Origin of the sequence: Burkholderia sp. CCA53 (genome assembly GCF_001685525.1) — a bacterium.
Lineage (GTDB): Bacteria > Pseudomonadota > Gammaproteobacteria > Burkholderiales > Burkholderiaceae > Burkholderia > Burkholderia multivorans.
On sequence record NZ_BDDJ01000001.1, the window covers coordinates 32529 to 52033 of the forward strand.

Below are 19505 nucleotides of genomic sequence, written 5' to 3' on the forward strand. Positions count from 1 at the left end.
TCCATCCCTGCATCGAGAGCTGCCCATGACTCACCCGACTGAGCTGCCGCTTTCACCGCTTTCGGCGCTGCAATTCTATGCAACGGCGCCCTATCCGTGCAGCTATCTGGACGGCCGTATCGCGCGCTCGCAAGTCGCGACGCCGAGCCATCTGATCAACTCCGACATCTACACCGAGCTCGTGAAGGCCGGCTTTCGCCGCTCGGGTGTGTTCACCTATCGGCCGTACTGCGACGGCTGCCGCGCCTGCGTGCCGGTTCGCGTGCCGGTCGCCGCGTTCGCGCCGTCGCGCACGCAGCGCCGGATGTGGAAGCGGCATCGCGCGCTCGTCGCGACCGTATCGCCGCTGCACTACGACGAAGATCACTACGCGCTCTACATGCGCTATCAGTCGGCGCGCCACGCGGGCGGCGGCATGGACCGCGACAGCCGCGACCAGTACGAGCAGTTCCTGCTGCAAAGCCGGATCAATTCGCGTCTCGTCGAATTCCGCGATCCCGATGCGCCGGACGGCGAGCCCGGCAAGCTGCGGATGGTGAGCATGATCGACATCCTCGGCGACGGGCTCTCGTCGGTCTACACGTTCTTCGAGCCCGACGATCCGCATACGAGCTACGGCACGTACAACATCCTCTGGCAGATCGAACAGGCGAAGAGCCTCGGCCTGCCGTACGTCTATCTCGGCTACTGGATCCGCGAAAGCCCGAAGATGGCGTACAAGGCCAACTTCCATCCGCTCGAAGGACTCATCGACGGCCGCTGGAAGGTGCTCGACCCGGCGCGCGTCGATCTGCCGCCCGTCGACGCCGCACTCGCGCGCGCGCCGCTGCCCGGCGGTCACACCGGCTCGGTGTGAGCGGTACGCGGCGCCGCCGCTTGCGCACGGGACAGCGCGCAAAGATCGCGGCGCGCGAGCACGCCGGACCAAAGCCCGCCTCTGCCGCACAACTCCCGGTAAAATAGCGGGTTGTCATTCATTCCGGCTGTCCGCCCAATTCCCGTGTTCAGTTCCCTCTATCCGCTGGCCCGCGCATCCCTGTTCAAGATGGATGCGGAAGACGCTCACCACCTCACGCTGCGCGCGCTCGGCGCCGCCGGCCGCACGGGCCTCGCCTGCGCGCTGTCGGCGCGCGTGCCCGACGCGCCGCGTACGGTGATGGGCCTCACGTTCCGCAACCCGGTCGGCCTGGCGGCCGGTCTCGACAAGGACGGCGCGGCCATCGACGGCCTCGCGGCACTCGGTTTCGGCTTCATCGAGGTCGGCACGGTCACGCCGCGCGCGCAGCCCGGCAATCCGCGCCCGCGGATGTTCCGCCTGCCGCAGGCCGAGGCGCTGATCAACCGGATGGGCTTCAACAACCACGGCGTCGACCAGTTCGTGAAGAACGTGCAGGCCGCGCGCTATCGCGGCATCCTCGGCCTGAACATCGGCAAGAATGCCGACACGCCGATCGAGCGCGCCGCCGACGACTATCTGTACTGCCTCGAGCGCGTCTACCCGTTCGCGAGCTACGTGACGATCAACATTTCGTCGCCGAACACGAAGAACCTGCGCCAGCTGCAGGGCGCGGGCGAACTCGACGCGCTGCTCGCTGCACTGAAGGACAAGCAGCAGCGTCTGGCCGACCTGCACGGCAAGCTCGTGCCGCTCGCGCTGAAGATCGCGCCCGATCTCGACGACGAACAGGTCAAGGCGATCGCCGATACGCTGCTGCGCCACAAGATCGAAGCGGTGATCGCGACCAACACGACGTTGTCGCGCGCCGCCGTGCAAGGCCTGCCGCACGCGGACGAAGCGGGCGGGCTGTCGGGCCGCCCGGTGTTCGATGCGTCGAACGAGGTGATTCGCAAGCTGCACGCGGAAGTCGGCAGCGCGGTGCCGATCATCGGCGTCGGCGGCATTTTCTCGGGCGATGATGCGCGCGCGAAGCTCGCGGCCGGCGCATCGCTCGTCCAGCTCTATACCGGCTTCATCTATCGTGGCCCGGCGCTCGTGGCCGAATGCGTGAAGGCGATCGCGCGCGAGCGTGCCGCGTAATATAGGCATAAACAAACGATATTTAGACGTCGATTGTATTTTTGCTATGATCGACGCCATTGTCAGATCATGAGCCCCGCCGGGGCAAGGAAGCTCACACGATGAAATTTGCGCTGCTGAAGAAGCTGCTGGTTGCCGGTCTGATCGGCACGTCGTTCGCCGCCGCGACCGCGCATGCGGCCGACCTCCTCGACCAGGTCAAACAACGCGGCACGCTGCGGATCGGCCTCGAGGGCACGTTCCCGCCGTTCAATTCGAAGAACCCGCAAGGCGAGCTCGTCGGCTTCGACGTCGACATCGCGAAGGCCGTCGCCGCGAAGCTCGGCGTGAAGCCGGAATTCGTGACGACCGAATGGAGCGGCATCATCGCCGGCCTGCAGGCCGGCAAGTTCGACGTGATCGTCAACCAGGTCGGCATCACCGACAAGCGCAAGGAAACGCTCGACTTCTCGCCGGCTTATACGTATTCGTCCGCGCAGCTGATCCAGCGCAAGGACGACACGCGCCAGTTCAAGTCGCTCGAAGACCTGAAGGGCAAGAAGCTCGGCGTCGCGCTCGGCACGAACTACATGGACATGGCGAAGTCGGTGCCGGGCATCGACGTGAAGACGTATCCGGGCGCGCCCGAGTATCTGCGCGACCTCGCGGCCGGCCGTCTCGACGCGGCACTCAACGACCGCCTGATGCTCGCATACCTGACGAAGAATTCGCAGCTGCCGCTGCGCCCGGGCGCGAACGTCGGCTCGGCGAATCCGTCGGGCATTCCGTTCAAGAAGGGCAACCCGAAGTTCCAGAAGGCGATCGACGACGCGATGACGCAGCTCGAAGCCGACGGCACGTTCACGAAGATCTCGGACAAGTGGTTCGGCATCGACGTGACGAAGCCGCTGAAGTAAGCGCCCTCCGGCCTCCGCGCGCCGCCTGACGGCGGACCGACAAGGGCGGCATCTGCAACGATGCCGCCCTTTGTTTTATTCGTCCGGTTTATGATTGCGCTTTCGCGCACGCATCCGTTCCGTACTCCATGTCGACCACGTCCCTGCTCGTCCAATCGCTGCCGGTGCTCGCCCAGGGCGCCGTTCTGACCGTCAAGTTCGCCGTGCTGTCGATGGTGTTCGGCCTGCTCGGCGCCGTCGTGCTGGCGATGATGGGCATCCGGCAAGGCGAACCGCTGGAAGGCTTCGAGCGCATCTGGGTCAATGCGCTCGCGTGGCTCGCGCGCGCCTACGTCAGCCTGATGCGCGGCACGCCGCTGCTCGTGCAAATCTTCGTGATCTACTACGGCCTGCCGAGCCTCGGCATCTCGCTCGATCCGACGCCGGCCGGCGTGATCGCGCTGTCCGCGAACGTCGCCGCGTACATGTCCGAAAGCATGCGCGGCGCAATCAACGGGATTGCGCGCGGCCAGTGGCTCGCCGCGTACAGTCTCGGGCTGTCGTGGGGGCAGACGCTGCGCTACGTGATCGGCCCGCAGGCCCTGCGCATCGCGGTGCCGAGCCTGTCGAACAGCCTGATCAGCCTGATCAAGGACACCTCGCTCGTGTCCGTCATCACCGTGACCGAGCTGCTGCGCAGCGCGCAGGAAATGATCGCCGCGACCTATCAGCCGCTGCCGCTCTATCTCGCTGCGGCGGCCATCTACTGGGTGCTATGCCAGATCCTCGAGTGGGTGCAGCGCTGGTACGAGAAGCGCCTGTCGCTGCCGGCACGGCACTGACCGCGGCCGCGCGGCACGCGCTGCGCCGCGCGCCGCACCGTCACTCGTTCGGATAACGGACACCGAGCGCGGCGCGTGCCGCGTCGGTCATCGCGATCATCTGCCGCGAATGCGCATGCGTGACGATCGGGCTTTCGATCTCGCCGGCACGCAGCAATTCGCAGAAGTGCCCGGTTTCATAGTTGAGCCCGCCGCCTTCGAACGGCGCATCGAGTTCGACCGTGCGGCCGTCTGCATAGCGAATCGTCGCGCGCGCCGGATTCCACCATTTCTCGTGGATCGTCACGTGGCCGCCGGCCGCCGCGATCAGCGCATCGCCGCGCCCCATCACGTCGCGCCCGCAGAACAGCTGCGCGATGCCGCCGTTCGCGTGGCGGCTGTTCAGGCTTGCGAACACGTCGACGCCGGTCGGGCCGAGACGGCCGAGCGTCTGCACGTCGACGGGTGCCCCGAGCCAGTCGACGGCCAGAAAGGCTTCGTAGATCCCGATATCGAGCAGCGCGCCGCCCGCACGATCCAGCCGGTACACCGAATGCTCGGCCGGCACCGTCGACGATGCGCACCCTGCCCGCACGAGCCGGATCTCGCCGATCGGATCGGCGTTCAGATGTGCGCGCAACCGGCGGTAGAGCGGAAAGAACGGCGGCTTCATCGCTTCCATGAACAGCCGCCCGGCGGCGTGTGCGGCGCGCAGCACGGCATCGAGCTGCACCGCGTTCAGCGTCGCGGGCTTTTCGCAGAGCACGGCCTTGCCGGCCGCGAGCGCGGCGAGTGCGTACTCCGCGTGGCTGTCATGTAGCGTCGCGATGTAGACGGCATCGATGTCGGACGCGAGCAGCGCGTCGACGCTGGCCGCGGGCGTACCGCCGCAGGCCGCGCAGAACGCGGCGGCCGCGTCCGCGCGGCGTGCCCATACGCCGGCAAGCGCGGCGCCCGGTACGTGCGCGAGGCTTTGGGCGAAGCGGCGCGCGATGCCGCCCGCGCCGATGATGCCGAAGCGCACCGGGCGCTGGTCGAGGTCGTTCATCCGGATTTTCCGTGTCGGTCGTGGAGCAACGGCCGGCACGACGCCGGCAGGCCGTCATGATAAACGGCGGGCCGGCATCCGGATCGGCAACGCGCTCACGCGCGCACGGGCACTTCGACCGAGAAGTCGCGCGAGATCTCGTCCGCGCTGAAATCGATGAGCGCGAGCGCGGCGGCTTCCGCCTCGCGCGGATCGCGCCGCTCGATCGCGTCGACGACGCGCGCATGCGCCTGCACCGCGACCTCATGCGCGCCTTCCTTCTGCACGACGCGCGGATTGACGAGCCGCACCGCGCCGCGCACGATCGCCGCCATCTGCTGGAAGAACTGGTTGCCGCTCGCCTGCACGATCCGCGTATGCAGCAGTTCGTCCGCCGTGTCGTAGCCGGGATCGCCGGGCTCCAGCACCTTGAACGCTTCGAACGCCTCACGGATGCCGGCGATGTCGGTCGCGGTCGCACGCACGGCCGCCTGCGCGGTGGCGCGCGGCTCGATCAGCATGCGGAACTCGATGACGTCGCGCATGAACTGCGGATCGGGTTTCGCCCGGAACCGCCAGCTGACGACGTCTTCGTCGATCATGCGCCAGTCGCGCATCGGACGCACGCGCGTGCCGACTTTCGGACGCACGTCGAGCATGTCGCGCGCCAGCAACATCGACAATGCTTCGCGCATCACCGTGCGGCTCACGTCGAACTCTTTCGATAGCACGTCCTGCGGCGGCAGGATGCCGCCATACTTGTCCTCGACGATACCCGTGACAAGTCCATCCATCACTTTGGCGACCAGTGACCGGTCTTTGCCCTGCTCCATGACACCTCCCCGTGCGTCGATTTGCGAAAACCTGCTCCGCAGTTCCGCCGGCCCTGGTTACGACTGTTCTTATGATCTATAAGTTGATGAGTTCGACGCCATTCCGCTATCTGGTAAACACCTGACAGGGTTATCCCTCTTTTTGACGCGGAGATTTATACGGCCTCAAAAAAAGCCCGGGAAGCGCGCTGCGCCTGCCGGGCCATGATTTTTTCAAGATTTAAACATGCAATCCATTACGGCTATGTGCGCGTTCTGACCGATTGCACGCCGACGTTTTTCAATGCGCCGGATAAACGATCGTCTCGACGCCGTGTTCCGTGCCGAGCAGGCACAGATTCGCGCCGCGCGCGGCGAACAGCCCGACCGTCACGACGCCCGGCCACGCATTGACCTGCGCCTCGAAACCGCGCGGATCGGCGATCTGCAGCCCCTTCACGTCGAGGATTTCGTTGCCGTTGTCGGTGATGTACGGCGCGCCGTCCTTCGTCACGCGCAGCATCGGCACGCCGCCGAGCGCCGTCACGCGCCGGCCGATCGCGGTGCGCGCCATCGGCACGACTTCGATCGGCAGCGGGAACGCGCCGAGTACCGGCACACGCTTGCTCGCGTCGGCGATGCAGACGAAGGTGTCGGCGACCGACGCGACGATCTTCTCGCGCGTCAGCGCACCGCCGCCGCCCTTGATCATCGCGCCGCTCGCGTCGATCTCGTCGGCGCCGTCGACGTACACCTGCAGCGACTCCACTTCGTTCAGGTCGAACACGGCGATGCCGTGCGACTTCAGGCGCTCGGTCGTCGCGACGGAGCTCGATACGGCGCCGCGATAGCGCGATTTGACGGCCGCGAGCGCGTCGATGAAGCAGTTCGCCGTCGAGCCGGTGCCGACGCCGATCACCGCGCCCTCCGGCACGTTCTGGATCACGTAATCGGCGGCGGCCTGGCCGACCAGGCGTTTGAGTTCGTCTTGAGTCATGGGATGGATGATGCTGCAGGATTGCGGAAAAACCGCCAGTTTACCGGACTCGCGCAAGCGGCCGCCCGTTTTCGGCGCGCCGGTCGCTCACTGCGGATCGACGTCGGACCGCGCGCCATCCATCGGCGGCTGGCCCGGGAAATACTTGTCGAGCAGCGCCTGCGCGATCGCGTCCGTCTCGGCATCTGCATCGCCCGCATAGTCGGACGGGCGAAAGTGCATCTGGAACGCCGAAAACACGCGGCGCGTGCGCGTGTCGAGCACGCCGTCGATCGGCACGTCGTAGCCGTAGCGCGCGAGCTTCGCCTGCAGCTCGCGCACGTCGACGGGCGCATGCGGGTCGCGGCCCGCGAGCCGCGCGGCGACCGTCGCGTCGTCGGGCCACGCGCCGACGCCGGCTTGTGCGAGCGCGCGCCACGGAAACAGCGGGCCCGGATCGATCTTGCGTTGCGGTGCGATGTCGCTGTGCCCGACCACGCGCGTCGGTGCGATGCCGTAACGCGCGACGATGTCCTTCGACAGCCGGATCAGCGCATCGACCTGTTCCGGCGGATACGGCTGCCATGTGCGCTGCTGCGGATCGAGCGGGCCGCGATTCACGTTCTCGATGCCGATCGATGCCGCGTTCAGTTCGGTCGTCTGCTGCCATGCGCTGACGCCCGCATGCCAGGCGCGCTGGGCTTCGGGCACGAGCTGATAGACGACCGGCTGCCCGCGCTCGCTGCGCGGATGAGCCGGCACCACGTAGTGCACGCTGACCGTATCGCCCGTCAACGTGCGCAGCGATTTCGCCTCGTCGCTTTCGGTGTAGTGCATCACGAGAAAGCGGATCCGCGAATCGGCGCCGCGCGCGTGCAGGCTCGTATCGGCATAGTAGCTGCCGCGTTCGACCAGCGACGGCGACGCGCACGCGGCAAGCAGGCACAAGGCGGCGCACGACGCGCCGACGCGAAACGATGTCATCGAATGAGAACCGGAAGAAAACGCGCGCCGCTGCGCTTGCGGGCGCGCGATGCGCATCGTGCTGCGCGCTCGCGGCGCGGCAGACGCGGGCGATGCCTCGTGCGGCGCGGCAGACGCGTCAGCCTTTCGCCCGCCGCTGCCGAACCGCTTCGTACAGGCATACGCCGCTCGCCACCGACACGTTCAGACTTTCGACGCTGCCCGCCATCGGAATGCTCATCACTTCGTCGCACGTGTCGCGCGTGAGCCGGCGCATGCCCTCGCCTTCGGCGCCCATCACGATCGCGACCGGGCCGTCGAGCTTCGTGTCGTACAGCGTCGCCGACGCTTCGTCCGACGTGCCGATGATCCACACGCCGGCTTCCTTCAGCTCGCGCAACGCACGCGCCAGGTTCGTGACCGTGATGTACGGCACGGTGTCGGCGGCGCCGCTCGCGACCTTCGCAGCCGTTGCGTTCAGGCCGACCGCACGGTCGCGCGGCGCGATCACCGCGTGCGCGCCGGCCGCATCGGCGACGCGCAGGCACGCGCCGAGGTTGTGCGGATCGGTGACGCCGTCGAGCACCAGCAACAGCGCCGGCCCTTGAATGCCGTCGAGCAGCTCGGACAGGTTTTGCGCGAGCGGGAGGTCTTCGACGCGCGCGACGACCCCCTGGTGACGCTCGGTATGCGCGAGCCCCCACAGACGCGTCTCGTCGGCTGCGATCAGCCGCACGCCCGCTTCCTTCGCGGCGTGCAGGAAGTCCTGCATGCGGCGATCGCGACGCGTCTGGTCGTACAGCACCTCCACCACCGTCGCTGCATCGTGCCGCAAGCGTGCGGTCACCGCATGAAAACCGTAAAGAACCTTCAGACGTGACATGACTGGAACAACCTTCGATCAAACGTGCGGCCGCACGACGCGCGCAGCCGCGATCCATGGAAAAGGAAAGCGCCGCGTGGCCGGCACGTGACCGGCGACGCGGCGTCTTTCGATACGGCGGAGCGCATTGCGCCCCGCACGCTCAGTGTTTCTTGCGGGCGCGCACCTTCTTCGCGGGGGCCTTCGCCGCCGTGCCGCCCTTCTTCTTAGCGGCTGCGCGCGCCGCGCGCGCTTCCTTCACCGCGGCGCTCGGCGCACTCGCGGCCTTCTTGTGATGCGGCGCCGATTCTTCCGCGGACGGCAGCGCGCGCACGCGCGGGCCGCCGCGCTCGGCGCCCGGTGTCGGCGCAACGACCGGACGCGGCGCCTTCACCGGCGTGTCGCGCACGAGCCGGAAGTCGATCTTGCGCGCGTCGAGATCGACGCGGCTCACCTGCACGCGCACGCGGTCCGACAGCCGATAGCGGATGCCCGTGCGTTCGCCGCGCAGCTCGTTCTTGATCTCGTCGTACTGGAAGTAGTCGGAACCGAGTTCCGTCACGTGCACGAGCCCTTCGATGAACAGCGTGTCGAGCTGCACGAAGATGCCGAACGACGTGACGCCGTTCACCATGCCGCCGTACTCCTCGCCGAGCTTGTCGCGCATGAAATAGCACTTCAGCCAGGCTTCGACGTCGCGCGACGCCTCGTCCGCGCGGCGCTCGTTCGCCGAGCAGTGCAGGCCGAGCTCTTCCCAGATCGCGGTGTTGCTGCGCGAGCGGTTGCGCGCTTCGTCGTCCGCCTGCTGCATCGCGCGGGCGCGCGGCGACAGCGCGGTGTTCAGCTCGAACCCTTCCGGTGCCTTCGGCACGTACTTCTTGCCCGACAGGATCGCGTAGATCGCGCGGTGCGTGAGCAGGTCCGGATAGCGGCGAATCGGGCTCGTGAAGTGCGCGTAGGCGTCGTACGCGAGACCGAAGTGACCGATGTTGTCGGGGCTGTAGACGGCCTGCTGCATCGAGCGCAGGAGCATCGGCTGCAGCATCTGCGCGTCGGGCCGGTCGCGGATCTGCGCCATCAGCGCCGCGTAGTCGCTCGCGTGCGGCGTCTCGCCGCCGCCGAGCGTCAGGCCCATCCCGCGCAGGAACGCACGCAGGTTCTCGAGCTTCTCCGGCGTCGGCCCTGCATGCACGCGGTACAGGCCCGGATGCTTGTTGCGCTTCAGGAAGTCGGCCGCGCAGACGTTCGCGGCCAGCATGCATTCCTCGATCAGCTTGTGCGCGTCGTTGCGCTGGCGCGGGACGATCTGCTCGATCTTGCCCTGCGCGTTGCAGACGATGTATGTCTCGGTCGTGTCGAAGTCGATCGCGCCGCGCTTCTGGCGCGCCGCGAACAGCGCCTTGTACACGCCGTACAGGTTCTGCAGGTGCGGCAGCAGCTCCGCGCGACGCGCGGCTTCCGGCCCCTTCGTGTTGGCGAGCACCGCCGCGACTTCCGTATACGTGAGACGCGCGGCCGAGTGGATCACGGCCGGATAGAACTGATACGCCTTGATCTCGCCGCGCGCCGTGATCACGATGTCGCATGCAAGCACGCAGCGGTCGACCTGCGGGTTCAGCGAGCAGAGGCCGTTCGACAATTTCTCCGGCAGCATCGGAATCACGCGGCGCGGGAAATACACCGACGTGCTGCGCTCCAGTGCGTCCGCGTCGAGCCCGCTGCCCGGCTGGACGTAGTGCGACACGTCGGCGATCGCGACGATGAGCCGAAAGCCGTCGCCGCGGCCGACCTTCGTCGGCTCGCAGTAGACGGCATCGTCGAAGTCGCGCGCGTCTTCGCCATCGATCGTCACGAGCGGCACGTCGCGCAGGTCGACGCGGAACCGCAGATCGGCCGGGCGCACCTTGTCGGGCAGCGCGGCGGCCTCGTCGAGCGCCGCCGGGCTGAATTCGTGCGGCACGCCGTACTTGCGCACCGCGATTTCGATTTCCATGCCCGGATCGTCGATGTCGCCGAGCACCTCGACGACGCGGCCGAGCGGCTGCGAATGACGGCTCGGAAAATCGGTCAGCTCGACGACGACCACCTGCCCGACCTTCGCCTTCTTCACGTTCTGCGTGATCAGGATGTCGTGGCCGATGCGCTTGTCTTCGGGCGCGACGATCAGCGCGCCGTTCTCGTTGAGCAGACGGCCGATCACGCGCTTGTTCGCGCGCTCGGTGACCTCGACCACATGCCCTTCGGGCCGGCCGCGGCGGTCGTAGCCGACGATCCGCGCGAGCACGCGATCGTTGTGCATCACCTTCTGCATTTCGCCGTTCGGCAGGAACAGGTCGTCCTGGCCGTCGTCGCGAATGACGAAGCCGTAGCCGTCGCGATGGCCCTGCACGCGGCCGGCCACGAAATTGGACGGATGGGTCAGCTGGTAATGGCCACGCTTGTCGAGCCGGATCTGGCCGTCGCGCTCCATTGCGGCGACGCGCCGGAAGAACCCTTCACGCTCCTGGCGCTTGATCGACAGCGCTTCCGCGATGTCGTTGGCGGCCAGCGGCGCGTCGCTCGTACGCAGCACGCCGAGAATCTCTTCACGGCTCGGAATGGGGTACGGATATTTGCTCAAGGGTTTGTCGATGATTGTTCTCGTTGCGTTGACAGATGGTGCACGGCATCAACATAGAAGTGTCCGTCAGACAGTTCTATAGTGACGGCGGCGGCTCATTCTATCACCCGGCCGTGTCGCAAAATGACGCCGAGTCGCGCCGCCGCACGCGGCGGCGTGCCGCCCTGCGGCGCATCGCAAAAAAATGTTGACACGAATAATTGGGGCGCTATAATTTCGCTTCTTTGCAGCAAGCAGCTACTGCAAACGTGCCCAGGTGGCGGAATTGGTAGACGCACTAGGTTCAGGTCCTAGCGGTGGCAACACCGTGGAGGTTCGAGTCCTCTCCTGGGCACCATCTGTTTTAAAAGGGTCGGCTCTCAGCCGGCCTTTTTTCATTTTGAGCCCAGGAAGCAAAGCGCCTGCGCGCTTTGCGCGAGGACTCGAAGGGCTGCGCTTGCAAGCGCAGCCGGGGGGCGCGCTCGTGTGACCGGGTCCTCTCCTGGGCACCGTCAGCTGTTCCTGCGCAACCCGGCGAAGCTCGGAAAACCCCGTAAGATCAATACATTATTGGTTTTTTCGTTGGCGCGGAGAGCTGCCGACAGCATCTGTGACTTTCGGACATGGGCCGAAGCCCGCGACCGTGAGGTTCAATCGAATCCCGGCTGGCCCCTACTCCCCGCCCGGCAGTAAGACGAGCAGCCGCCCGCACGTGGTGGCGCTTGACGTCGTTGTCGGCGTCGTTCGCCACACTGCCCCCTCGTCCCGGCGGACGATGCGGTCGGATACAAATCGGGCTCTAGCCGAACACCCGCTAGAACGCTACGTTATTGCGCCCCTTCAGCTGAAGCATCTGGCGAGCCTCATCCGGCGTCGCGATCTCCACGCCCAGCTCGGTGAGAATTCGGCGAATCTTCGCGACCTGTTCCGCATTCGACGTCGCGAGCCTACCGCGCTCGAGGAACAGGCTGTCTTCCAGGCCGACACGGACGTTCGCGCCCATCAACGCGCCCATCGTCGTAAACGGCATCTGCTGCTTGCCCGCCGCGAATAGCGACCAGACGTAGTCTTGGCCAAACAGCCGGTCGGCCGTTTGCTTCATCAGGAAGATGTTCTCCGGATCGGCGCCGATACCGCCCATGACGCCGAACACCGACTGAACGAGGAACGGCGGCTTCACCATGCCGATGTCGACGAAGTAAGCCAGGTTGTACAGGTGGCCGATGTCGTAGCACTCGAACTCGAACTTCGTACCGTGCGTTTTTCCCAGCGTTTCCAGGATGTATTTGATGTCGCGGAAGGTGTTGCGGAAAATGCCGTCCTCAGTGGCTTTCAGGTAGGGCACTTCCCATTCGTGTTTCCACTCGCGCGGTTTTTCCGCCATTCTGAACATCGCGAAGTTCAACGAGCCGGTATTCAGCGACGCCATTTCGGGCGACGCGCGCAGCGCGCCTTGCAGCCGATCCTCGAGCGTCATCGTGACGCTGCCGCCCGTGGTGATGTTGATCACGGCATCGGTCCGTTCCGCGATGCGCGGCAGGAATCGCATATAGACGTCGGCAGACGGCGACGGGCTGCCATCCGCCGGATTGCGCGCATGCAGATGAATGATGGCGGCCCCCGCCTCGGCAGCCGCGATGCTCTGTTCGGCGATTTCGTCGGGCGTGCACGGAAGATACGGTGACATCGACGGCGTGTGGACGGCGCCCGTGATGGCGCAGCTGATGATGGTCTTCTTGCTCATGAAATGCCTCGTGGGGCAGTGGACGGAAAACTGGATCGATGGGCCTGCGTGTCGATCACATGTCTAAACACGCGAGAGCGGGAAGATCGCGCACGTGCGCGGCGAGCAGGTCGTCGAAGCGCGCCAGATGACTGAAGTCGTTGACGCCGCGCCGCGCTTGCGCCTCGGCAACGAGCGCGACGATCCTGTCGTTGAACGGCGTCGGCACACCTCGCTCACGGCCCTTCTCGCAGATCAGCCCGTTGATGTAGCCGATTTCGGTATCGCGCCGTTTTTCGAGGTCCTGCAACATGCTGGCTTTCAGCTTCGCGTGCGCCCCCCAGATCTCGCGATAGAGCGGCATCTTCGAAGGAATGTCGGCGGCGCTCGCCAGTTCGAAACATTCGAAATTCTTGCCCTGCATCTCGGCGAGGCGTACGCCGTGCGCATGCGCGACCTTGATGCACTCGTCGGCGACGAAGGCGAGACACGCCATCGCACGGGAATCGTCGAGCACGTCGCCGAACGTACAGCCGAGCGCCGCCGACATGCCGCTGAACGTCGCGTTCATCAGGAGTTTCGAAAACCGGATGCCCATCAGGTCGGCGCGGATCTCGGTCGTGCCGACGCACTCGAGATACGCCTGAACGACTTTCAGGCGCGGACGGATCACGCCGTCGATCTCGCCGATCTCGAACGCAAACTTCTGCACTGCCTCATAGCTCGAGGTGAGCGACGACACACCGGGTTTCAGCCACGTCGCGCCGAAGCCCACGGCACCGCCCACCGTCCTTTCCGCGCCGACGAGCGCCGCCACCGCATGCTCCGGTATGCCGTTCTGCAAGGTGCAGACGATGCTGTCGGCATGCAGGTGCGGTAGTAACGTCGTCAGAATCGCCTGATTGACCGTCTGCTTCGTCAACAGGAACACGAGGTCGTAGCGCCCTGTCAGTTGATCGGGCGTCAAGGCGCGAACCGGAACATTCAGCTCCAAGGCGCCGGTGATCGTCGCGCCGCACGCGTTGAGCGCGTCGACGTGTTCCTGGTAACTGTCGACCAGATCGATCTGTTTGCCGGCCCGCGTCATCAGCGCCCCGATAATCGTCCCGAGTGAACCCGCACCTACCATGGCTGCCCGCATACCTGTATCTCCGCAATGACTGTGTTCAAGCGACGTGACCTTCACAGCCCGGCCGGCAACACGAGAAACGCAATGCTCGCGAGCACGATGGCATAGATGAAAATCACGAAGGTGTAAGGAAGGATGTCCTGGAAGCGGACTCTAAAAGCCGTAATGAACGGCAGCGCCCAGAATGGCTGGATCAGGTTCGCAAGCTGACCGCCCGTGCTGTACGCGTTGATGACGTGGGCAACGGGAATACCGAGCTTCTGGCCGGCCGCAATGATGTACGGCGCCTCGATCGCAAACTTGGAGCCGCCCGAGGGCACGAAAAAGTCCATGATGGTCGTGTAGATCACGACGATCCACGCGTAGGTGCGCGGCGTCGAAATCGACAGGAACCAGTGCGTGATGACTTCAGACAGTCCGGAATGGACGATCAGCCCGAAAATGCCGGCATACAGCGGAAACTGAATAATCACGCCGGAGGTCGTGCCGACACCCTGCTTCACCGACGCGACGAAGCTGCGTGCCGACCCATGCAGCACCATGCCGATCCCGAACAGCGCAAAATTGATCACGTTCAGATCGATCTTGCCGACGCCGTGCGTGGCCACGAAATTCGCAATCCAGAACAAAATGCCGACGCCGACGATCGAGAGCGGAAGCCGCGAACGCTCCCACCTCTCGGCCGGACGCAGATCGCTCCGTCTCGTGTTGTCGGCCGGTGGCGCCTGCGCAAACTCTTGGTAAATTTCGTCGGTGATGTCGACGGCGCTTTCCTTCCTGGGCGTCAGCCACACGAAGATGAACGGGATTGTCAGCAGTTCGAACAGCACGAACACGAGAAGAAAAGGCGACAAGGCCGTCTGTGTCAGCGGGATCAGGCCGCCTATGGACTTCTCGAGAAAATTGCCCGCCGTGGCAGCCAGCAACGGCGCCGACTGCGACGGACCGTTCGCCATGAGCATCATCATTGCGTAGGCCGACGCGACCAGGACCGGATAATGGAGGCCGATACCGCGTTTGCGGACCGCAATCTCCTTGCCCATGATGATCGCGACCATGAGGCCGGCGGCCCAGTGCAGCCACGCGACGATGCCGACGATCAGGCAGAACATGATCAACGTCGACCGTGTGGTCCGCGGGATGCCGACGATGCGGATCAGCGTCGATTTCACCGGCTTCGAGTCGGCCACGACAAAGCCCGTGATCATCATCACGGTCAGCTGCATCGCGAACGTCAGCAAGACCCAGAAGCCCTTCGCATAGTCGTCGAGCAGTTCCATCGGCCCGTGCGGCGTCAATCCGAGCGCGAGCAGGAATACGACGACCGTCAACGCGACGACGAACACCATCGAATCGGGAACCCAGTTCAGGCTCCATTCCGTGAACCGCTCGGACAGGCTTCGCTTGCCGGACGCGTCCCTGGGGCCGTGCGGCGCACGGCCGATCTCCTCATTTCCGAACTGAGCCATGTGTCTCCTTCCATTCCTTTTTGACGCATCGCCCGCCTCTCGGGCGACGTGCTTGTGCCGAAAATGGTAGTCAGATATTCTCGGTTGAGAAACGTCCATTCCGGTCATTGCGGAGTCATTTGCGGACGACTTGAGGACAACATGGACACCATGCTTCCGCTACCCAACGAGCGCCTCTACGCGCCCTACAAGATCGGTGCGATCGTTCGTGTGCTCGAAGAACAAGGCATTGCGCCGGAGGCGTCCCTGAAAGGCAGCGGGGTGACGATCGACGATCTCGGCAATGCCTTTGCGCGGACATCGGTAAGCCAGTATCTGATCGTCTGCGAAAACGCGATGGCGCTGTCGCGCACGCCTTCGATCGCCTTCGAGGTCGGGGCGCGCCTGCACCTCTCGGCGTACGGGATCTACGGATATGCGCTGATGTCATGCACCTCGCTACGCGAGTACTTTCGCCTCGCGGTCAAATACCGGCGCCTGACCACACCGTCCGTCGCAATCGAGTTCGTGGAAAAACCTGACGCCGTGTCCTGCAGGTTTCCCGATATCTTCGTCGCGAACCCGCCGCCCCGCTTGCGGCAGTTCCTGATCGAGCAACAGGCAAGCGTGACCGTCACGCACGTACAAGAGGCTGCCGGCGGTCGTTGTCCGCCGCTGGAAGCGCGCTTCTCCTATTCGGCGCCTGCCCACGCCGACATCTATCCGACCTATCTCGGTTGCCCCTGCTACTTCGACCAGCCGGAATGCGAGCTCGTCTACGACAACACCATGCTCGACCGGACCCCTCAAATGGCCCATACGCTCACGTCCGTCCTGGTACAGGAGATGTGCGATAAGTTGCTCGGGCAGGCCATGGAGGGCAACGGACTTTCGCGGAACGTCTACCGGGTCCTGATGAGCAAGCCCGGCGAGTTCCCGAGCGCGGATGAGGTTGCACGCATGCTGAACATGACGGGCCGAACGTTGCGGCGGCGGCTGCAGGACGAAGGCACGTCGTTCCAGGCAATCGTCGACGACGTGCGGTGTTCGCTGGCACGCGAGTATCTGAAGGACACGCGCATGAACACGAGCGATATTGCGATGCTCCTCGGCTTCAGCGACGGCGCAAATTTCCGCCGCGCGCTGAAACGATGGACCGGCAAAACCGTGAATGACCTGCGCCGATGACGGCTTGCAGCGATGCGGTGGAGTCGTGAGGTTCGACGCTGCCGTCCGGCGCGCGAAAGCGGACTTCGAATTTGTGTGCGGGTTCTCGAGCGACCAGAACCCATGCGCGTTAAGGCGTGCCTCGCGAAAGGGTCCGTCGAAGGATTCGCTCTTCGCGCTGTCGGTCTGCCGCGACGCAAGCAACCGATACCGCGCGTTCCGAACTCGTTTGCTACACCATCGGCAACTGCCGCACCGGCTTGCCGGTGAGTTGCGCAACGGCATGTGCGACAGCCGGCGCGATCGGAGGCACGGCAATTTCACCGACTCCGGTCGGTTCTGCCACGCTCGGCACGAGGTGCGTTTCGATCACCGGCGTCTCGGCCATTTTCAGCACCGGGTAATCGGGGAAGTTGGCCTGCACGACCCGTCCGTCCTTGATCTGAATCTGGTTGTACAGCGCCGCGCTCAAGCCGAAGATGATCGCGCTTTCGATTTGCTGCGTGACGATGCCCGGATTGACGACCATTCCGCAGTCCACCGCGCAAACGACGCGATGCACGCGCGGCCTGCCCGCCTCGAGCGACACTTCCGCGACCTGTGCCACCACCGATCCGAACGAATTGTGCAGCGCCAATCCGCGCGCACGCGGCGCACCGTCGGCTGCCGGCGCAAGCGGCCGGCCCCAGTCGGCCGCTTGCGCCACGATGTCGAGCACCTTCAGCTCGCGTGGATGCGCCTTGAGCAGATCGCGCCGCATCGCCAGCGGATCGATCCTCGCCGCAGCTGCCACGTCGTTCAGAAAGCCTTCGAGGAAGAATGCCGTATAGGAGTGGCCGACGCTGCGCCAGAAGCCGATCGGCACCGGCAAGTCGACCACCCGATGCGCAATGTGTTCGTGCTCGATCTCGTATGGCAGGTCGAACAAACCTTCCGCCGTGTAGCGATCAATACCGGGCGACGGCATGCCGAACAGGCGCTCCAGTTCGCCGGCCAGGATCGACTGGCCGACACTGCGCGACGCGATGGCCGTCACCCTGCCGTTCTCGACACGCGCCTTCAGCCGCGCGATGGCTTGCGGGCGATAGAAGTCGTGTCGGATGTCGCCTTCGCGCGACCAGATCACCTGCACAGGGCGCCCCTCGGTGTGGACAGCGATCGTCACGGCCTGAGCCACAAAGTCCGATTCGAGCCGCCGCCCGAAGCCGCCGCCGATCAGCGGAATATTGATATGTACCTGATCGCGGCTCACGCCTGCCGCACGAGCCGCGACCAGTTGGGCCAGCGTGGCCACCTGCGTCGGCGCCCAAAGCTGCACGCGATCCTTGGTCACCTGCGCCGTGCAGTTGATTGGCTCCATGGCGGCATGCGCAAGATACGGCGCGCTGTATTCGGCCTCCACGATGGTCGCACCCTGCGCCTTCTCGAAGGCCTTCAGACCATGGCCCGTGGAGCGATAGGTAAAGCCGTCCTTGTCGCTGTTCAGCGCAGCGACGAGTTGCTCACGGATGCCAGCCGAATCGAGCGTGGCATTCGGTCCGTTGTCCCATACGGGCTCGAGCGCCGCGAGTGCTTGTCGTGCCTGCCAGTAATGATCGGCCACCACGGCGACGCCCGGCGCGCCGCCCGTCGAGCCATCGAACGGCACGACATGCCGCACGCCGGGCATGGCAAGCGCCGCTTTCGACTGGAACGTCTTGAGCTTGCCGCCGAATACAGGACACATGACCACGGCCGCGTACACCATGCCGGGCGGCCTCGCGTCGATCGCAAAACGGGCGCTGCCGTCCGTCTTGCCGGCGATGTCGTTGCGTGGCGCAGGCTTGCCGACCAACCGGTATTGCGCAGCCGGCTTGAGCGTGACATTGGATGGCGGCGCAATCTCGCGCGCCTTTCGCGCAACGGCGCTGAACGGCATCTGCTTACCGTCGGGGCCAATCAGTTGGCCTTCGCGCACCGTGATCTGCGTCGGCTGCACGCCCCATTCGCGCGCGGCCGCTTCCACCAGCGCAGCGCGCGCCGTCGCGGCGGCCTCGCGCACGGGCTGCCAGCCGTCGGCCATGCTGCTGCTGCCGCCGGTGACGATCAGGCCGATCTCGCGTGCGCCCTTGGCCATGATCCAGTGCAGTGCGCGCGCCCAGACCCTGGCTGCGTCGTCCGGATGCAACGGCAGCGCGCTATCGCCCATGGCGACGACGTTACCGTAGAGACGCTCGATCGGCGACGACTCGATACTCACGCGCTCAAGCGGAATATCGAGCTCCTCGGCGGCCAACATCGACAGCGCCGTGTGGATGCCCTGCCCCATCTCGACACGCGGCATGGCAAGGATCACATTGCCTTCCGGCGTGATCTTGATCCAGCCATTCAGCGCGATCTGACCTGACACTGCGGGAAACGCGTCAGGACCGCCCAGCCGGCTGCGCGGCGGCATCACGCCCCAGCCGACCACAAGCGCACCGCCGACGCCAAGCGCGCCTAGCAGAAACCGGCGCCGCCCGCGCCGCACATTGGTCGCGTCGACACTCACGCGCGGCCCTCCCGCAGCGCCTTCGCCGCACGCTTGATGGCCATGCGCACGCGCGGGTACGTCCCGCAGCGACACAGGTTGGTGATGGCCGCGTCGATATCGGCGTCGGTCGGGTCCGGTTGCCTTGCCAACAGGTCTGCCGCCGCCATCAGCATGCCCGACTGGCAATAGCCGCATTGCGGTACCTGTTCGTCGATCCAGGCCTGCTGCAACGCATGGCGCTTGCCCGGCGATTCGGCCAGCCCTTCGATCGTGGTGATGCGCTTGCCGGCAACCGCTGCCACCGGGAGGACGCAAGATCGCACCGCCGCACCGTCCAGATGCACGGTACACGCGCCGCACGCTGCAACGCCGCAGCCGAACTTCGTCCCCGTCAGGTTCAAGTGGTCGCGTAGCACCCACAGCAACGGCGTGGACGGGTCGCAATCGATGTTCATCGCTTGGCGGTTGACGTCAAGATTCATGTATTGCTTCCTTGCCTCATATCGCAATGGCTCAGCCGACTACCGGCACCTTAAGGTTGAACCAAAGTTGA

The 19505-nt window shown here is 65.3% G+C and carries 16 protein-coding genes and 1 tRNA gene; 6 read left to right on the plus strand and 11 right to left on the minus strand.

From position 1 onward, the window contains the following. The first annotated feature begins 25 nt into the window (after positions 1-25). From BCR55_RS00245 to BCR55_RS00260, 4 genes are all read left to right on the plus strand, one after another. The gene (locus BCR55_RS00245) at positions 26-856 is read left to right on the plus strand and encodes an arginyltransferase (RefSeq protein ID WP_006400199.1); all 831 of its coding nucleotides are present in this window, start codon (positions 26-28) and stop codon (positions 854-856) included. A 144-nt stretch (positions 857-1000) separates the two neighbouring features. Beyond that, on the plus strand, positions 1001-2038 hold the full coding sequence (locus tag BCR55_RS00250) for a quinone-dependent dihydroorotate dehydrogenase (RefSeq protein ID WP_006400200.1): 1038 nt from the start codon (positions 1001-1003) through the stop codon (positions 2036-2038). A 101-nt stretch (positions 2039-2139) separates the two neighbouring features. Beyond that, the gene (locus BCR55_RS00255) at positions 2140-2934 is read left to right on the plus strand and encodes a cystine ABC transporter substrate-binding protein (RefSeq protein WP_006400201.1); all 795 of its coding nucleotides are present in this window, start codon (positions 2140-2142) and stop codon (positions 2932-2934) included. 128 nt (positions 2935-3062) lie between these two features. Next, the gene (locus BCR55_RS00260) at positions 3063-3755 is read left to right on the plus strand and encodes an amino acid ABC transporter permease (protein ID WP_006400202.1); all 693 of its coding nucleotides are present in this window, start codon (positions 3063-3065) and stop codon (positions 3753-3755) included. 40 nt (positions 3756-3795) lie between these two features. Here BCR55_RS00260 and BCR55_RS00265 read toward each other — a convergent pair whose 3' ends face one another. The 6 genes from BCR55_RS00265 to rnr all read right to left on the minus strand — a co-directional run bounded on the left by BCR55_RS00265 (position 3796) and on the right by rnr (position 10994). Then, on the minus strand, positions 3796-4782 hold the full coding sequence (locus BCR55_RS00265) for a Gfo/Idh/MocA family protein (protein WP_065494002.1): 987 nt from the start codon (positions 4780-4782) through the stop codon (positions 3796-3798). A 95-nt stretch (positions 4783-4877) separates the two neighbouring features. Further along, positions 4878-5594, minus strand: coding sequence for a FadR/GntR family transcriptional regulator (locus BCR55_RS00270; RefSeq protein WP_006400204.1), 717 nt, complete (start codon positions 5592-5594; stop codon positions 4878-4880). A gap of 280 nt (positions 5595-5874) precedes the next feature. Further along, complete coding sequence (rpiA, locus tag BCR55_RS00275; RefSeq protein ID WP_065494003.1) at positions 5875-6570, minus strand: ribose-5-phosphate isomerase RpiA; 696 nt, start codon at positions 6568-6570, stop codon at positions 5875-5877. Positions 6571-6657: 87 nt separating this feature from the next. After that, positions 6658-7533: an N-acetylmuramoyl-L-alanine amidase gene (locus tag BCR55_RS00280; protein ID WP_045594347.1), complete on the minus strand. Its 876-nt coding sequence runs from the start codon at positions 7531-7533 to the stop codon at positions 6658-6660. 118 nt (positions 7534-7651) lie between these two features. After that, a complete protein-coding gene (rlmB, locus tag BCR55_RS00285) occupies positions 7652-8395 on the minus strand; it encodes a 23S rRNA (guanosine(2251)-2'-O)-methyltransferase RlmB (protein ID WP_006400207.1) in 744 nt (247 codons plus the stop codon). A 142-nt stretch (positions 8396-8537) separates the two neighbouring features. Next, a complete protein-coding gene (gene rnr / locus BCR55_RS00290; RefSeq protein ID WP_006400209.1) occupies positions 8538-10994 on the minus strand; it encodes a ribonuclease R in 2457 nt (818 codons plus the stop codon). A gap of 250 nt (positions 10995-11244) precedes the next feature. Here rnr and BCR55_RS00295 point away from each other — a divergent pair. Continuing rightward, positions 11245-11331: transfer RNA gene (locus tag BCR55_RS00295), tRNA-Leu, on the plus strand. Between the two features lie 456 nt (positions 11332-11787). On the opposite strand, the gene BCR55_RS00300 is transcribed toward BCR55_RS00295, so the two are convergent. From BCR55_RS00300 to BCR55_RS00310, 3 genes are read right to left on the minus strand one after another with little or no spacing between them, the layout of a single operon-like run. Then, a complete protein-coding gene (locus tag BCR55_RS00300; RefSeq protein WP_006400249.1) occupies positions 11788-12717 on the minus strand; it encodes a 3-keto-5-aminohexanoate cleavage protein in 930 nt (309 codons plus the stop codon). Positions 12718-12772: 55 nt separating this feature from the next. Beyond that, entirely contained in the window at positions 12773-13882 is a 1110-nt protein-coding gene (locus BCR55_RS00305; protein WP_006400250.1) for a ketopantoate reductase family protein, read from the minus strand. Next, positions 13879-15402, minus strand: a complete 1524-nt coding sequence (locus BCR55_RS00310) for a TIGR00366 family protein (RefSeq protein WP_244104629.1) — start codon at positions 15400-15402, stop codon at positions 13879-13881. The genes BCR55_RS00305 and BCR55_RS00310 overlap by 4 nt, the downstream gene beginning before the upstream one ends. A 33-nt stretch (positions 15403-15435) precedes the next feature. Between BCR55_RS00310 and BCR55_RS00315 the strand changes: the two genes are divergently transcribed. Next, complete coding sequence (locus tag BCR55_RS00315) at positions 15436-16461, plus strand: AraC family transcriptional regulator (protein WP_006404901.1); 1026 nt, start codon at positions 15436-15438, stop codon at positions 16459-16461. A 211-nt stretch (positions 16462-16672) separates the two neighbouring features. Here the strand turns inward: BCR55_RS00315 and BCR55_RS00320 are convergent, their stop codons facing one another. Continuing rightward, entirely contained in the window at positions 16673-18970 is a 2298-nt protein-coding gene (locus BCR55_RS00320; RefSeq protein WP_006404902.1) for a xanthine dehydrogenase family protein molybdopterin-binding subunit, read from the minus strand. Then, positions 18967-19434: a (2Fe-2S)-binding protein gene (locus BCR55_RS00325; RefSeq protein ID WP_006400254.1), complete on the minus strand. Its 468-nt coding sequence runs from the start codon at positions 19432-19434 to the stop codon at positions 18967-18969. Before BCR55_RS00325 ends, BCR55_RS00320 begins: the two co-directional genes overlap by 4 nt. Between the last annotated feature and the right edge of the window lie 71 nt (positions 19435-19505).